13 protein-coding genes are annotated in these 16,913 nt (G+C 47.3%); 11 read left to right on the top strand and 2 right to left on the bottom strand.

The genetic code is table 11. The features are described from left to right. Window positions 1-210 precede the first annotated feature (210 nt). From CGZ75_RS06930 to CGZ75_RS06890, 9 genes are all read left to right on the top strand, one after another. Complete coding sequence (locus tag CGZ75_RS06930; RefSeq protein ID WP_141136686.1) at window positions 211-771, top strand: copper amine oxidase N-terminal domain-containing protein; 561 nt, start codon at window positions 211-213, stop codon at window positions 769-771. A gap of 67 nt (window positions 772-838) precedes the next feature. After that, a complete protein-coding gene (locus CGZ75_RS06925) occupies window positions 839-1,924 on the top strand; it encodes a hypothetical protein (RefSeq protein WP_089523488.1) in 1,086 nt (361 codons plus the stop codon). Window positions 1,925-1,958: 34 nt separating this feature from the next. After that, a complete protein-coding gene (locus CGZ75_RS06920) occupies window positions 1,959-3,296 on the top strand; it encodes an outer membrane protein assembly factor BamB family protein (protein WP_176444707.1) in 1,338 nt (445 codons plus the stop codon). A 120-nt stretch (window positions 3,297-3,416) separates the two neighbouring features. Then, window positions 3,417-4,004, top strand: coding sequence for a TetR/AcrR family transcriptional regulator (locus tag CGZ75_RS06915; protein WP_089523486.1), 588 nt, complete (start codon window positions 3,417-3,419; stop codon window positions 4,002-4,004). 69 nt (window positions 4,005-4,073) lie between these two features. Beyond that, window positions 4,074-5,270, top strand: coding sequence for an MFS transporter (locus CGZ75_RS06910; protein WP_141136684.1), 1,197 nt, complete (start codon window positions 4,074-4,076; stop codon window positions 5,268-5,270). 438 nt (window positions 5,271-5,708) lie between these two features. Then, window positions 5,709-6,920 (top strand): IS701 family transposase, encoded by a 1,212-nt coding sequence (locus CGZ75_RS06905; protein ID WP_089523485.1) that lies wholly within the window; start codon window positions 5,709-5,711, stop codon window positions 6,918-6,920. A 757-nt stretch (window positions 6,921-7,677) separates the two neighbouring features. Beyond that, on the top strand, window positions 7,678-8,226 hold the full coding sequence (locus CGZ75_RS06900; protein WP_245850733.1) for a class I SAM-dependent methyltransferase: 549 nt from the start codon (window positions 7,678-7,680) through the stop codon (window positions 8,224-8,226). Window positions 8,227-8,550: 324 nt separating this feature from the next. Then, entirely contained in the window at window positions 8,551-9,597 is a 1,047-nt protein-coding gene (locus tag CGZ75_RS06895; protein WP_217900047.1) for a zinc-dependent alcohol dehydrogenase family protein, read from the top strand. Continuing rightward, the gene (locus CGZ75_RS06890; protein ID WP_089523482.1) at window positions 9,594-9,944 is read left to right on the top strand and encodes an antibiotic biosynthesis monooxygenase family protein; all 351 of its coding nucleotides are present in this window, start codon (window positions 9,594-9,596) and stop codon (window positions 9,942-9,944) included. Before CGZ75_RS06895 ends, CGZ75_RS06890 begins: the two co-directional genes overlap by 4 nt. Window positions 9,945-10,164: 220 nt before the next feature. On the opposite strand, the gene CGZ75_RS06885 is transcribed toward CGZ75_RS06890, so the two are convergent. Together CGZ75_RS06885 and CGZ75_RS06880 are read right to left on the bottom strand one after the other, a co-directional pair. After that, the gene (locus CGZ75_RS06885; RefSeq protein ID WP_089523481.1) at window positions 10,165-11,190 is read right to left on the bottom strand and encodes a FecCD family ABC transporter permease; all 1,026 of its coding nucleotides are present in this window, start codon (window positions 11,188-11,190) and stop codon (window positions 10,165-10,167) included. After that, window positions 11,174-12,175 (bottom strand): ABC transporter substrate-binding protein, encoded by a 1,002-nt coding sequence (locus CGZ75_RS06880; RefSeq protein WP_245850815.1) that lies wholly within the window; start codon window positions 12,173-12,175, stop codon window positions 11,174-11,176. The genes CGZ75_RS06885 and CGZ75_RS06880 overlap by 17 nt, the downstream gene beginning before the upstream one ends. Window positions 12,176-12,547: 372 nt before the next feature. On the opposite strand from CGZ75_RS06880, the gene CGZ75_RS06875 reads away from it, so the two are divergent. Both CGZ75_RS06875 and CGZ75_RS06870 read left to right on the top strand, forming a co-directional pair. Continuing rightward, entirely contained in the window at window positions 12,548-14,680 is a 2,133-nt protein-coding gene (locus CGZ75_RS06875; protein ID WP_089523479.1) for a family 16 glycosylhydrolase, read from the top strand. Window positions 14,681-14,718: 38 nt separating this feature from the next. Next, on the top strand, window positions 14,719-16,830 hold the full coding sequence (locus CGZ75_RS06870) for a family 16 glycosylhydrolase (protein ID WP_089523478.1): 2,112 nt from the start codon (window positions 14,719-14,721) through the stop codon (window positions 16,828-16,830). Window positions 16,831-16,913: the final 83 nt, after the last annotated feature.

The following is a 16,913-nucleotide window of genomic DNA, read 5'->3' as shown; positions in this document are numbered from 1 at the left end:
CGAGCGAAGGAAAGAGCTGTATTCCCGGCTCGCTCCGCTCATTGAAGTACTTGAAGAGACGACGATTGGCTTCAATGTTGTTTCATCACCGACTCAACCCGCCGTAAAAAGCAGATCAAATTTTTGATTATTCCCGTAACTTTCCATATTTGTATGCGTCTAAGTTTGAGATAATCCAGGTTTTCAATCGGTTAGAGGGGGTTCATTCATTTGGCACGATTAAAGAGGTCTTCTCTTATACTTTCTGCGGCAATGGCCGTCTGCTTGCTATTATCTATTCCCGCTAATGGAGCTTCTTCCAAGGCAAGTGCTGCCGAAGCAAAAGCAGGCGGTATCCGGCTTATTTTCAACGGTTCCGAGTATAAAACCAAAGCTGCTGCATTTATTGACAAAGGAGTTGCATTTCTCCCGTTAAGGGATGTCGGCGGGCTGCTTGGAAGCATAGTGAAATGGGACATAAATTCAAAAACGGTGCTCATGAGCTATCCTGAGCTTTTGGTGAAACTTAGCGCTGACTCTATGGAAGCAGCCGTTAACGATAAAACGATTCGTTTATCAAGCCCGCTCCGCAATGTAAACGGGACGTTGTTTGCTCCACTACGATTTTTTGCGGAAGTGACAGGGGCGAGTGTGCAATGGGATTCTTTAACGAATACAGCCACTATGAAACGCCTCGATGATTACGATGACATGCTGGAGCGACAAGGAGCTTGGCTTAACCGAATTACAGCTCAACAACAAAATAATTCGACGAACAAAAGTGAGTTATAAAAACCGTCTTGAGCCGAGCGTGAAGAGTTACCAGACGTACCATTCAGACAAATGGAAGCAATATAGCGTGCTAACCGACGGGAAGACGGTTACGGTCTACAACGAAGCCGTTTCGGTTGAGAAGGAATATGACATACCAAAGCTGACAGGAGTGAATGATATTTATTCCATCACTGCCATTGGCAGCGATTATCTAGTTGTACGTCCCCAGTCGTCCGGAATGCTGACGCTTATTGATCTTAAAGACAACTCCGTCGTTGTGCTTGCTGATCAACTGCTTGAGGGAAAAGAGCTGGAATACGCCCGTACCAATACAACCCCATACCGTGGCGATGAATTGCGTTACATAGGCGACATGGGTAACGGAGTGCTGGATTTTTATATGGATAGTCCAATAGACGGTAAAAAGGATGTTTATACTCGCTTCTCCTATGAGCGGCCTTCATACGAAAAGGAGAGGGCGGCGCTTCCGAAACGCCGAAATGTTTATGAGCTTGCTGCTATATGCACACCAGAAACATTAAAAGAAGTTAGTATGCAGAGTGGAGATCTAACGTATGTACCGCTTCTCAGTGCCAAAAAAGAAGATCGTAACCCGCTAAATGCAGTGTGCGGAGTCTTGAAAAAGCTGGCTGCCAAGGGAGTGGAGGAATCGTTTGAGGAGGAGGTGTTCCCGGACACCTTTTTTCATGGAGTTTGGGTTGATTTTAAAGATGGGGACTCCATATCGCTTTACGGAGCCTCTGGTGGAATTGCCACAGGGATGGGATTTGGCAAAAGGCTCGTGCTGCGTGATCAGGAGGCCTCCCGTGTATTTAAACAACTTTATGTTTCAAAGCCAGAGTTAAGCTTGCAGCCTGGGAAGGCTAAAATTGGCGATATGGTTCGGATCAAAGGGCATAATGATTCCTTTTGGAAAGAAACGAGTGAGGTTGCCGTGTTTTGGGAGCCGCTTCTTTCGACCGATGCAAGTACGAGCGACTCGAGGTTACTGATTTATACAGGAAAAGCCCGCTTTGGGATGTTTGATTTTAGTTTTAAGCTACCCGTTACAGGTAAAGCTTCAGACGGTACGATGAAGCCGCCCCAGGCAGGGAAGGGAATGATTCGGGTTTATGATTCAGCCCCTTTTGAGATCGTTGCAAAGAAATAAACAGATTAATGAGGGATTAAAGGAGGAAGTTAGGATGATGAAAAGATCCCTGACATCAATTAGCGCGGCAGCAGCCGGAGCGGTAATAATCCTTTCAGGATCATTAAACAATACAGCTACTGCATCTGCGCCTTACGGCAGCGGACAGAATTATACGCTGGAAACTTCCTTTGCGTTTGAAAATACAACGCCTGCCGCTGCGCCGATATGGACCGCGGATATAGACAAACCTGCAGAGCATAGTCGCGTCATCGTGCCACCTGTACTTAATGACAACAAGGTGTTTTATGTCAAATCCGGCAAGCTTATCGCCCGCGATATGACTAAAGGCAAGGCTCTCTGGAGCTTTGGTGCGAAGCTCCAAGGTGATACGGTTACGGCCGCTGACGGGTTTGTATTTGTTGGGGATAAATCCGGCAATGTATTCAAAGTGAATCCGAAAACAGGCAAAGGAGCGAAGATTTATCAGACAAAAGAGAAGATGATTTCCCGTGTATTGGCTGACGATGGGGCATTATACATATTTTCAGGCACAAAACTGGCCTCTATTAAAATATCGTCCGGCAAGCTGAACTGGTCCGTTCCGAGCGATAGCGGCGGCAGCGGTAATACTTATATGTTGGATAACATATTGCTCGCAGGTGCGATGGAATCAGGGGCTCTCACAGTTAACACTTATTATGCCTTTGATAAAATGACAGGGAAAACATTATGGAGAATGGACGGCAGCCATGGCGCGCTACTGAAGGTGGACGGGGATCGTTTGTACTTTAACGATGACTGGCCGCGTATGGATGGGACGGAATATCTCGCTAAATTGGATATCGTCAATGCCAAAACAGGGACAATAATCGAAGGTCTGAAATATGGGAAACCTGATCCTAACATGGATAATCTGGGTCAGAGTCCCAAAAGAGTCACAATCGAAGGAAATACCGTTTATATCGTAACCCAGACGGACAAGGTGCTTTTTTATAAGTTGACCAACGATCCAAATGCCGTAAATGCAAAATCGATTAACACTGGAGGCGAGCTAATCGCGGGTCCGTATAATGGAAAGTTCTTTTATCAAGCTCCCAGCAACCTTGGCATTTATGGGCGTAAACTGTCTGATGGGACGCTTGTGTACTATGAGGGACTGGATAATCCCGCAAGCCAGGTGAATTTTGTTCATTCTGGCATGTATGTTGGTCAGACGGACGGCGAGGTATATGCACTTAACGTAAAGACGGCCAAGGCGGAGTTCCGTTTTCAGACAGATTCTCGGAGATATGGTCCTTTCCAGGTAGCAGGAAATATGCTTTTTGTACAGGGGGAAGGCAAGCTTTACGCATTCCGCCTATCCAACGATCTTATTAAGCCAATCAGTTAAACAGTAGAGTATTCATGCGCGGCTCACTAGGGCTGCGTATGAAAAGACGTTCTTGACCGATCGTTCCGAAATGAATATACTGTGGCTAAAGGGAACTAACATCGAGGGGAGAAGAGGAGAGTGGCGCGACCGAAAGAGTTCGACCCTTCCGAGGCGCTGGATAAGGCTTTGGAGCTATTTTGGGTGAAAGGATTTGAAGCGGCTTCCGTTCAAGAGTTATGCTCAGCCATGGGCATTAACCGTGGGAGTCTTTACGAGACATTCGGAGACAAAGAAACGTTGTTTGTCAGCTGTATTAACCGGTTCCGCGAAAAACAGGAGCGCGAGCTGTTCTCGAAGCTGGAGCGGCGTGAGGCCGATCCGCGGCAACAGCTGCAGGATTTTTTGGAAGCTTCTGGCGAATCCACCATGCATAATCTGTCGCGCGGCCGGGGCTGCTTTATGGCCAATTCAACGCTTGGTTCGGCGGCCTTGCTGCCGCCTGTGGTGGAGTGTGTTGAGGCTTATATGACTTACCAGGAGGATGTCCTGTATCGTTTCCTGGAGGATGCCGGCAATCGCAGCCTGCTTCGGCAGGGCGTTAACACTCGTGAGACTGCCCGATTCCTGCTGGTGATAAAGCAGGGAATTCATGCTAGCGCCCGCACCGCGACTGGACGCGAGACGATACCGGATGCGTGCCGGATGGCGATTGAAGCCGTGTTCTAACGGTTTCCCCATGTTCATTTTGGAACGATCGTTCAAATAAAATTATCGAACTGTTAGGAGGTTGCTTCCATGAAACGAATGCTTTCCATTATTCTTATTATGTCCCTAGTGGCAACCGCTGTATCTCCGTTGTTTCCGCTTTATCGTCTCCGTTACGGACTGAACAGCCTGGAGCTTAGCTTGTTGTTTGTTTCCTATGCGGTTGTGCTGCTTCCAGTACTGCTTATCACGGGGGCCCGCGGCGCCTTTTGGGGGTTGAAAAAGGTGATTCGACTTGCGATCTGGCTGGCCGTCGTCTCGTCGATCCTGTTTTTGGCCAACAACGCGCCTTGGATGCTTTACGCAGCCCGTATGCTGGAAGGCGCAGCTTACGGACTGTTCACAGGTGCGGCGGTTCCATACCTGCTGCGCTTTGCTTCGCAAGGCCTCTCGGCTAGAGCTATTCTACTCTCGGGAATTACGATTTCGTTTGGCTTTGGCCTTGGGCCGGCCATCTCCGGATTAATTACGGAGTACATGCCCGCTTTTCCTTCGCGTACGCCATATCTTTTATTCATTTTTCTTTTGCTAATCAGCGCGGCCTTGATTGAGACACTGCCTAACAAGAAGCAGACGGAGGACGATGCACGGGGTAAAATCTCCATTGGCGTCCCGGCGGGCATGAGCCGACACTTCTGGTTGATGGCTGCCTTGCCGGTATTTACGCTTTTCACCATAAACGGCATTGTTCTCTCGTTAATCCCGACATTCGTCGTCAGTGTGTTAAAGAGTACGGATCTATCCATCAGCGGACTTCTCGCTTTGCTGTTGCTGGGCGGGGGAGCACTGCTGCAGTTACTGCCATTACCTTCTCACCCTGTAATTCGCTTAAGAGCCGGTCTCGTCATTTTGGCCGCAGGAGCGTGGACGGTTGTGCTCTCCGGGCAGGAGAGCAGTCTTCTACTGCTCTGGATCGGTGTCGCCTTACAGGCGCTAGGCACTGGATGGGTGTTCCAAGTTAGCCTGCGGCTGGCGGGTGAGCTGCCTGAAGCTAAAGATCGCCCGCGGGTTATCACCACTTATTACCTGGCTGCATATTCGGGCTTCATTGTGCCAATAGCCGGTCTTGGACTGCTGAGCAACGTATTTGGCATGACCAAGGCGATGGTGGTGCTGGATGCGGCGAGCATGCTGCTGATTCTTTTTACCATTGTCTATTCCTATTATTTCAAACGAGAATATGAAACATTGAAGGACGTCCGTATCACTGCTGCCACTTTGGATTGAATTCGATATCAGCAATTTGGTCTAATCCCAATAATGTCGTTGGCTCTTGAGGTATGATTGGCGTTTATGACTCTACCGGGAAGAGTATCAGATAGCAATTGTATTTTGAAATCATCAAGAGGCGATCCGGCTCCGTTTATTGGGGTGGATGATTCGGGAATTTAGGCATCGTGGATCTCCTGCCGCAGGTTACTGATGCACTGTCTACATAGATGTATGCTCCTCCAGTGACTAGGCATGCGCCTATAGTTCCTGCCGCAAACAATTTAAGTACGCCTTTCAAAGTTCCACCTCCTTTCCCTTAATACCGTTTAATACTATAAATGAGCAAATTCACTTCCAGTGAACTGTAAAATGACAAAAAAATAGAGACATTGCGTTCTCCTTGTGGTAAAAAGTAGTCACCACAACCGATTTTCACACCAAGGAGAAATTGCTATGTCTCATACCGTCATCGTACCTGATCATTCCGCGCTACGCAACTACTTGTTACAGCAGCGTTTGCCGCTTTACTACTCTAAACCTGTCGTCGCGCATATCGAGACATACATGGCAGCCGCTACGGCGAAAGGCTTTCGTGGCAAGGTTGTGGATCTGGCCGAGTATAGTAACTGCCATCGTACAACGCTTGGACACTTTCTGGCTGAAGGCAAGTGGGATGAAACGGTGTTGCAAAATAAAGTCAAGAACGAGTCGCTTCGGCGCGTGGTCCAAATCGCCAACCAGACGGCAGAGCCGCTGTTTGTCATTCATGATGATACGATCTCCAAGAAGACCAAGCCTTCGTCACAGGCACAATCTCCGATAGAACAGACCGGATTTCATCATTCTCATCTGGAAGGAAAAATCGTATGGGGCCATCAAGTGCAAGCGACGGTGGTCCAAAGCAGTGACACTTCATTAATTCACTCTATTGACTTGTACGACAAAACGAAAACGAATCCCGACGGCACCCCGTATACGAAAATCGATCACGTGTGCGAGATGGCTGCTACGCTTCCACTTCCACCTCATGGCGGCTATGTGCTTGTCGATTCTTGGTTTACAGGTACACGGGTCATTGATAGCTACGCCTCTGCTGGGTATCACCTAATAGGGGGTCTTAAAACCAATCGAATCATTTACCCGCAAGGCATTCGCATTTCCGTGCAAGATTTTGCCGCCCATATTCGCAAAGAAGACGTTCGCCTTGTGACCGTGAACGGAACTTCGTACTGGACGTATCGATATGAAGGCACCTTAAATGATATTGAAAATGCCGCTGTCCTTCTGTGCTGGCCAGAGCAAGCGTTTGGCGTGCCCAAAGCCCTACGTGCTTTTTTGTGCACCGACGTCTCCTTGGATGCCGAAACGATTTCCACGTACTATAGCAAACGTTGGCCGATCGAGATCTTTTTTCGCCAGTCTAAAAATAACCTGGGTTTCGACACGTACCAGGTTCGTTCGGCAACTGCCTTTATCCGTCTGTGGGCGCTGCTGGCCTGGACGCATTTGTACTGTACCACCGGTCTAGAACGACCTTGCCCATTTGGCGATGGATTGCGTACCGTTCGTAAGCAAGTCCAACTGGATCGGCTCCAGTTTGTCTACGATTGCGGTCAGAATGGGATTCCGTTTGACGTTGTTCGTAAACAATTTAAATTGGCCTAAGTGTATTTAGGATTTTCTGTATCCGATTTTGCTCGTTTATAGTTTAATAAACATATCCATTGCACTCTGGTACGGGTGTGATTTTTGTTAACTTCAATTGAATTTCCTACTTGTATTGATGAAATGACCTGGATAGAGGTCGTAAAAAGTGTAGGAGAGTTTTGCAGCCATCGGAATGAAATTTTTCTTAAGTGTGTCTTTGCTGTCGCCGGGTTCTCCGTTTTGTGCAGGGCACACAAACTCTTAGACGATAAATCCGGAAAAATTGTTTCCTCATATATCCAAACCAGTATGAATAAATGAGAGATGGAGAGTTATGAATTCGGGAGACAAATAAATATATTGGGCAGGCTTGTGGCAGCGAAGTCATTAAGGACAAAGAAATTCTCATATCTAAAAATAGGATAATGCAACTCTCTTATTTACACAGGGACGGCGAAGTTTGGACTGTTTGATCTGAAATTCAAAGTACCCGCTTCCGGCAAAGCAGCGGATGGCACGATGAAACCTCTTCAACTAGGAAAAGGAACGATAAGAGTCTTAGACTATGCTGAAATCGCTGCCATCAAATTGTTGCCGACAAAGTAAATATCATCTTAACAGCGCCACGGCCAATTAGGGTTGGGCGCTTTTTTTAATTGGTACGAGCAGCGGGAGCCCGTATATTCTAATTCAAAGAACATCTATCGGAATTTAACCATATCATACTTCCATCAACTGATTTCCGAAAACAGGAAGCGAAGTGAAGGGCATGGGAATGAATCAACCGCTGCTGTTTTTTAAAAAGTACATGCATGACCCCAAATACATGGGCAGCGTGGTGCCCAGTTCACGGTTTTTGGCTAAGCGGATGATTAGTGCAGCGCACTTGGAGCAGATCCAGACTGTCGTTGAGCTTGGTTCGGGAACCGGCGCGCTCACCCGAGAGATTGTGAAGCGGGTCGGCCCCCAAGTCCAAGTTATGCTTTTTGAAAAAGACGAACAAATGAGGGGAATTCTTCAGCGTGAATTTCCCAAATGGATGTGCAAAGAGGACGCCCTGCAGTTAAATGACTATCTCAAAACAGACGGCATAAGCGGAGTCGATTGTATTTTCAGCTGCCTGCCCTTTTATAACTTTACTTCCGATATGAGGCTAGAGATGATTCGCCAATGCGTTGATGCACTTAAGCCTGGGGGGCAATTGATCGCTTTCCAATATTCGTTGCAGATGAAGGGGATGTTAACCGAGCATTTTGAAGTCGAAAACATTTCCCTCGAGCTGTTGAATTTCCCGCCTGCTTTTGTTTATGTTTGCAGAAAATAAGGCAACAACCAGCCAAACGCCGATTTTGCTGTGCTCCAGCTGTTTTGACAAGCAATCGATCGGCGGTGGCAAGGGCTTGGGCAGTCTCGATGATACCAAGGAATTTAGCCTAGTGTTACAATTCGGCGGTTGTCTCCAACATTGACATATCGGGAAATTTCGATATAATCAGGTTAAGGAGGTCGTGGAGGTTATGGAATTACTCGAAATATTCAAAGCTCATTCAAACCGTACACGCCTTGAAATCTTGATACTACAAGCAAAACGAAGCACAATCATCAGTGCTCATGGTGAGATTACAGGGAAAGGAGTTTTGTAATTTTTTTGCCACAAAGTATCGAAAATTCCCGATATTTCTTTTTAACGAAAAGAGGAGGATTTACTATGAAAGCGATCATACTTAAATCATTTGGCGGCCCGGAATCGTTCGAACTTTGCGACGTGCCCAAACCTGTGCCGCACGCGGGGCAAGTCCTGGTCCGGGTACATGCAACCTCCATCAATCCGTTGGATTACCAGGTCCGACGTGGCGATTATTCCGACTTGGTGCCACTGCCAGCCATTACCGGACACGACGTATCTGGCGTTGTCGAAGAAGTCGGGCCGGGTGTAACAACATTCTCTCCAGGAGACGAAGTCTGGTACACCCCGCAAATATTTGACGGGCCAGGAAGTTATGCTGAGTACCACGTTGCTGCCGAAAGCATTATCGGGAAGAAGCCTTCCTCGCTGAGCCACCTTGAAGCGGCAAGCCTGAGCTTGGTTGGCGGGACGGCGTGGGAAGCGCTGATCGTTCGTGCGGGGCTAAGAGTGGGGGAAAGCATTCTCGTACACGGCGGCGCGGGAGGAGTCGGTCATGTGGCGATTCAGCTCGCAAAAGCCATGGGAGCAAAGGTGTTCACGACCGTGCGCGAAGCAAACTTTGAGTTCGCTCGGAGTTTGGGTGCCGATGTAGTCATCGACTACAAAAAGGAGGATTATGTCGACGTCATCATGCGGGAAACGGGCGGCCTCGGAGTTGATGTCGTGTTCGATACCATCGGCGGCCACACATTGTCGCGCAGCCCTGATGTGCTCGCACAACTTGGCCGCGTGGTCACGATCGTGGATATTGCACAGCCACAAAACCTCATTGAGGCTTGGGGTAAAAACGCGAGTTATTACTTCGTCTTCACAAGACAAAACCGCGGCAAGCTGGATGAGTTGAGCGCATTGGTAGAGCGCGGTCAGCTGCGGCCGCATGTTGGCGCCGTCTATTCGCTTGCCGACATTCCGCTCGCCCATGCCCGGCTGGAGAGTCCGAGCAACGGTATCCAAGGAAAAATCGCGATTGCAGTCGAGCCGTCGGCTCATCTTAAAGGTACATCATGATTTATGAGATCGCTCTACTCCCCGTCCACAAAGAACACATGGAATCGTTCAGACGTGCATTTGCCGAGGTCGCTCCTTTACTCAGCCGCGCAAAGGGTTACGGCGGTCACTTCCTCGCGCAAGGGATCGAAACCCCCCAGCTATTCAATTTAATCGTGCGATGGCAATCACTCGAAGATCACACACCGGGCTTCGAAGCGAGTGAAGACCATCGAATGTTCATGATGGGCTTACAGGAATATTTTTCGGAAGAACCGAGGGTCTATCATATTGAAGGGGCAGCTTTTGCTACGGGCGAACATGATGATTTGAACAGCGCCGTTGGCATGGGAATGCAAACACCTTAAGGATTTTGTGGCTTTAAAGCAATTGACAGTCAGAAGGCACTGTTCCTGGGGTACTGCCAACAATATGCGGATTTTTGTACGCTACGCTCTGTTTGACAGAAAAAATGCCGGTATCCTGTATGTTAAGGATTACCGGCATTTCTCAGTAGAGTAGAAAAAACGCCAAGCCGTACATAATTGAGTACTTAGCGTATATTTTCGTTAAATGTTGACGGGAGCCCTATATGATATGGGACCCTTTTTTCCTTAATAAATAGACGAAAAAAGGAGCGCCGACTGCACCCATCATAATTCCTACGGGCAGCTCAATTGGGGCAAAAATGATTCTAGAGATCGTATCAAATACGACAATGACCGAGATGCCGATTAGGGCGGAGGCCGGCAGCTGCAGGCGATAATCATGGCCAAACAGAAGGCGGGTCACATGCGGAACAATCATCCCAAGAAATCCGAGGAGTCCCACTACGCTTACGGCGCTGGCCGAAAGGAGAGCTGCAATTGCAATGACGAACAGTCGTGTGGCCTCAACACGCAGTCCTAATCCTTTTGCGTTTTGCTCATCCAAGGTGAGAATATTCATCCGTCCGGCAACCATTAGTGCGCATAAGCCTCCGATGATCGTGTAAGGAAGAAGCTGCATAAAGTGCGGCCAGGTTTTGGCGGATAAACCTCCTACCATAAATAACAGGGCTCCGTCCACACGATCGCTGTAGAAGACCAGCATGGCCGAAATACCGGAACCGAAAAACGACGAAACGGCAATCCCTGCCAATATAAGACGGACAGGCTTTACTCCATTTTGCCAAGCCAGCGCATATACTAGCATAGCAGCGCCAAGTGCACCCAGAAATGCAGCCGGCGTCATCAAATAACTATAGGCGGGGAATAAGATGATCATACCGATACCGAATAGGCCAGCACCTGAGGAGACACCTATAATATGCGGATCAGCCATCGGATTTCTCATGACGCCTTGCAGCAACGCTCCCGCAAGAGACAAGTGAATACCTACAATGGCAGCGACCAATGTTCTTGGAAACCGGACATTCCATATAATATCATGGGCACCGCCGGTTACCGTACCTCTGAACACACTAATAATCTCGGGGACGCTAATTTTAACCGCGCCTTGCACCAAGCTGAACAAGATACTGGCCAACGCAATCAAAATCAGGAAAATGAAAACTGCTGTCTTTGATGAAAAGGGGAGGAAGCCTTTCGTTCCGGCGTTACTCTTTATAAACATCAGGATACACCAATTTAGCTAAGTAGGCGAAAGGTTGATCTATACTTAATCCTGGATTATTGACGAAGTCCGAAGGCAAAAACGATAATCGACCTTCCTTAACCGCACGTAGAGAAGACCAAGCCGGATTACTTTTCATGTCTTCCTCCAATTTCTTCTTTCCATCCTCCTCCGTACCATGAACCTCAAGAAATATGAAATCCGGATCAGCTTTAATGAGAGCTTCTAGACTGTAAGGGACGGATCCTGGCCATTTTCCTGCTGGCATTTCATCGGCTACGTTATTGAGCTTTAAGCGGCTTGTTACATCCAGCGTGAGTGTACCACTTTGTTGAATGGAGACACCCATTGGCATAATTGTAATTGCTGCAAAAGATTTTGTTTCACTAGGAATCTTTTCTACAATCGATTGAATGCGCTGCTGCGTCTCCTCAAGCGCTTTCAATGCCTCTTGTTCTTTGCCAAGCAGCCCACCGAACAACTTGCCGGCCTCTACAATCTTGTCATAGGTATCGATTTGGGTTAGTGCAAGAGGAATGCCGCTGGCCGCAAGGGATTTCCTCAGCTCACCATGGAAGAAGGATTGTCCGATGACGAGATCTGGCTTTAAAGCGATTATTTTTTCCAGGCTGACGGCCTGTATTTCTCCTACATTCTCGGCAGTCTCCGCTCCTTTGGGCAACGTCGTGCCTGCTGCCGTCGCTAATCCAACTGGCTTCCCTCCAAGCTGATAGAATAAGGCCAACGCTTCAGTGTTCAGTACAACGATTCGCTCCGGCTTCTTCGCAAGAATAATTTCCTGATCCGAGGCGTCTTTGAAGGTGAGGAACGTAGCTGTATTTCCGTATTCGGCTGTTTTAGTCTTCTGCGGTGCGGGACTAGCCGACGGTGAATAACCAGGTGTTTGATTATCGGCATTGGCAGCACATGCTGACAGCAGCAGTACAACCGCCATAAAAACGGCAAAGAATAAACTCCATTTCATTTTAAACACGAACTTTTTCCACCCTTCGGTTTTGATTCAGATAGTATCTTAACGTATTTCCGTTTTTTTCAAATGACCAATTGTAGCTATAAAAGAAGGGAGGTTTTGAACTTTTTGGGGAAAAGATCATTGTGACGGGACATGACTAGGAGTGATGCGAAATATTTCAAATAAAATAAAATATTTACCAAAAATATTGAACTTTTTAGTAGATGTATAGCCCTATACTATTTGTTGAAAGCGCTTTCTATATAGGTTGGGAGGTAGATTAGGAGGGGATACGGCAGTTCATAACTATTGGCAGCGATGCAGGATCCAGTGTCATATTTCGCTGAGCAACAGGCAATTTAAAAAATTTAGGAGGAATTAGAGATGAGATTATCCACAAAAGGGTTTAGTTCGATACGTACGGTGCTGCCTATCTGTCTGCTGATGGCCGCGATCACTCCTGCTCTTACACCGGCGCCAGCTTTTGCCGATGCTCCTGCTGGTCAAGGCTACACCTTATACTACTCGGATGAATTTGAAGATAACGCTGTTAATGAGAATGACTGGATGTATCGTGATGCCGGCCCGTATAGCAAAGGCTATAACAAAAAAGAAAACGTGCGGGAAGCGGACGGGGCGCTGAACATTGATTTTAAGAAGGAATTGATTAATAGCAAGTCGTACTACACGTCCGGCGGTGTCGTCACAAAAAAGGTGTTTGGCTACGGCTATTATGAGACACGAGCGAAGATCTTCAATGGTACGACAGGTTTACATGGAGCCTTTTGGAGTATGGGACTGAGCAATCATTTATCCCAAAACAACATTACGGGATTAGCGGCAGAAATAGCTGCAGGTAACTTGCCATATTACAACCAAATAACGGAAATCGACGGATTTGAAAATCCGAATTCGGGAAATCACATATCCACGGGAACCGTTACTCATGTACCTGGTTATGCAGGACCACGCAAAGGGGTGGATGTGCCGAATATTGATCAGTGGCATGTGTACGGTTATGAATGGACGCCGGCGGCTATTAAATTTTATGTAGACGGTGTTCTGCAGCATGTGATTGATCTGTCCGTGACGCCGCAACCCTTTTCTCCAGCTAATTTCTGGCTGACGTCCTTGGTTGGTTATGATGTTGCGGATGACAGCAAGCTCCCAGGGACTACGCAATTCGACTATTTCCGTTACTATAATAAGAACTATTCTGGTGCCAACCATATTGGAAATGCAGAAATGGAGTATACAGCTAAAGAAACGGCGCGAGGTTATACCGATCAAGATACGCCTAGTTGGATCGAGATAGGAGATAAAACAGCTAGTTTTATGACGACAACGGATGCCCATAATGGATTGCGCGCCTTGAAGCATGCGAGTTCTAGCAATTATCAAGTGACGACTAAACAGCATTTGAATGGACTCGCCAGTGGAGATTATCAACTAAGTGCATGGGTAAAGAGCTCTGGGGGGCAGACGCAGGCCAGAATGGGCGTGTCTAACTATGGCGGGACGGAGATGTATGTAGATATTCCCGCATCGTCGACTTGGACAAAGGTTACTTTGAACAACATTCCAGTTACCAGCGGTCAGGCAACTATCGCTCTCACGTCAAATGCAGACTCTACGGAGTGGATGCTTATCGATGATGTGAGCTTCCACGATACTACGCCGCCACCAATTGAAAATGGAAACGAGTACGAATACCAGGCAGAAGCGCTGTCAGCTTCTGTATCTGCTGGGGATCAGTATTCGAGTTATACGGATTCAGCTGCGGGGAAAGTTTTTAGCGGCTTCCTTAGTAATAGTATCGGTGATTACATTCAGTATAATGTGAATGTGCCTCAAGCAGGAACATACAACGTGTTTGTGCGTGATCGCGTTGCGGCCAACAAAGGAATCTATCAACTAGCCGTCAACAACGCAAACGTGGGCACAACCGCCGATCAGTATGCGACAGTAACTGGTTTTGCTGAAAGCAGCCTAGGTACAGTAACGATAGGCGCGGCAGGCAATCAAACGTTCCGTTTTACGGTTACGGGGAAATCTGCCGCATCCAGCGGTTATACGCTAGGTTTTGATTCAATCAAACTGGTCAGAGCCGATAAAAAATATGAAGTTGAACTACTGCCAGCTAGCGTATCCGCTGGGGACTGGGAATCGGATTTTACTGACACAGCTGGAATAACAAGCAACAGCTTGTTAGGGAATGCAATTGGCGATTACATTCAATATACGGTGGGTGTAGCTCAACCCGGAACATACAACGTATATGCTGGCGATCGCCTGGCTTCCAATAAAGGCATTTATCAGCTGTCTGTGAACGGGACGAATGTGGGTTCCGCGGTAGACCAGTATGCATCGACATCCGGTTATTCTAAAAGCAACCTAGGCACCGTGACAATAGGGGCAGCCGGCAGCCAGACATTCCGTTTCACCGTTACAGGGAAAAATGCTGCAGCTAGCAGTTATGGTCTCGGATTCGATTATATTATTTTAGTCAAAAATTAAATGAATTAACGGAGAACTTTACTGGGAGGTATAAACACATGAATTTATCAACTCAATGGAAAAAAACGATTCGCGTGACAGTACCCGCATGTTTATTAACCGTTACTGCTCTGGTTTTTCATTCAACTTCGGCTTCCGCAGCTGCTCCAGACGGCAGTTATTCACTTTATTTTTCCGATGAATTTAATGATGCAGCGGTTAATCAGAACGATTGGTTTTTCCGCGATGCTCCTGTTATCGCTGATGGGAACGGTTACAATCGTAAAGAAAATGTGCGGGAATCTGATGGATTGCTGCATATTGATTTCAAGAGCGAAACGGTAGACGGTCACGCAGTTAGAACCGGAGGCGGTATTATCACCAAGAAGGCGTTTGGTTATGGCTATTATGAAATGAGAGGAAAGCTCTTTAAAGAAACAGCAGGTTTCCATACGTCTTTCTGGAGCATGGGGCTGAGCAATCATCTGGCCGCAAACAATGTATTGGGCTTGGATGCAGAAATTGCCGCAGGCAATTTGCCTTATTACAACCAAGCGACTGAGATTGACGGTTTTGAATATGACTCACCTTATAATTACATGAAATCCGGGACTTATACGTGGCTTTTAAACGAATGGGGTGGTCAATATGCGGAGAAACATCACAGCTTTAACTTCACGAAGGATGATTGGCACGTATTTGCATATGATTGGGCGCCTACGTACATTAAATATTACTTAGATGGACAACTAGTTTTTACGATCGATACGATTGCGACGCCTCAACCGTATTCCCAAGCTAATTTTTGGCTAACGGGGCTTCCGTATCAAGGTCTTCCGGACGTTACAAAACTGCCAGGCGAAAGCCAATTCGACTATTTCCGCTACTATTCCAAGAGTTATCCTGGAACCAACCAGATTGCCAATCCGGGAATGGAACTCAGGCCCGAAGAAACGTTCCGTGGATACACAGACCAGGATACGCCAACCTGGATTGAAACAGGTGATAAAACGGCTAGTTTTATGACGACACCGGATGCCCATTCGGGTAAGCGTTCTCTAAAACATGCAAGCACGAGCGATTATCAGGTGACGACCAAGCAGATTCTACATGGGCTTGCCAATGGGGTTTATTCGCTAAGCGCTTGGGTGAAGAGTTCAGGTGGACAGGCTACAGCCAAAATGAGTGTGCTGGACTATGGCGGCACCGAACAATTTGTCAATGTTCCAGCAGCTTCTGACTGGACGAAGATTACATTGGATAATGTTCAGGTTACGAACGGTCAGGCAACGGTCGCTTTCACCTCGTATGCGAATTCGACGCAATGGATGCTGGTTGATGATGTGAATTTTGGCGAAAAAATGGTCTACCAAGCGGAGTCGCTGCCTGTAAGCACTTCCGCCGGAGATTCGCAGGCAAACTATAACGATACTGCTGCAGGAGTGTCCTTTAATAACTTAAACTCGAACAGCCCTGGAGATTATGTGCAGTACACTCTCAACGTGTCTAAACCAGGAACATACGCGGTATACTCGAATAACCGGGTTGCTGCGAATAAAGGGATGTATCAGCTCTCCGTTAACGACGCCAATGTAGGCGGAGTGGTGGATCAATATGCGGCTGCATCCGGATATACAGAGGGCAATGTAGGCGTAGTGACGATTGGCGCGGCAGGCAGTCAGACGTTACGATTTACGGTCACAGGGAAAAATGCCTTATCTAGCGGTCATAGCCTAGGATTTGACTCTATTAGGCTGGTTGATTGCACAACGATTTACGAAGCGGAGTCGCTGCCGGCAACTACATCATATGGCGATGGGCAGAGTAACTTAAACGATTCATCCACTGGGACGTCTTTCAACATGTTAAATGCGAACGGCATAGGAGATTATGTGCAGTATACGCTCAATGTGGCGGATCCAGGAACATATACGGTATATGCAACTAGTCGAATCGCCAATAACAAAGGAAGCTACCAGCTCTCCGTCAATGGCACAAATTTAGGCGAGGTGGTAGATCAATATTCGGCAGCAAGCGGGTATTCGGAAAGTAACTTGGGCACAGTGACGATGACGGGCAATCAAACGTTCCGATTTACAGTTACAGGGAAAAATGGTGCATCTAGCGACTATGATCTAGCATTTGACTCCATTAAGCTAGTTAAAAACTAAAGGAAAAGCCGTCTCCTTGAACTGTGACCCGTAAGATGGACACTTTGAAAAAAGTGACCTTCTTGCGGGTCATTTGTGTTTAA

This window comes from Paenibacillus herberti (assembly GCF_002233675.1).
GTDB lineage: Bacteria > Bacillota > Bacilli > Paenibacillales > Paenibacillaceae > Paenibacillus_O > Paenibacillus_O herberti.
This window is presented reverse-complemented; position numbering and strand designations above follow the sequence as displayed.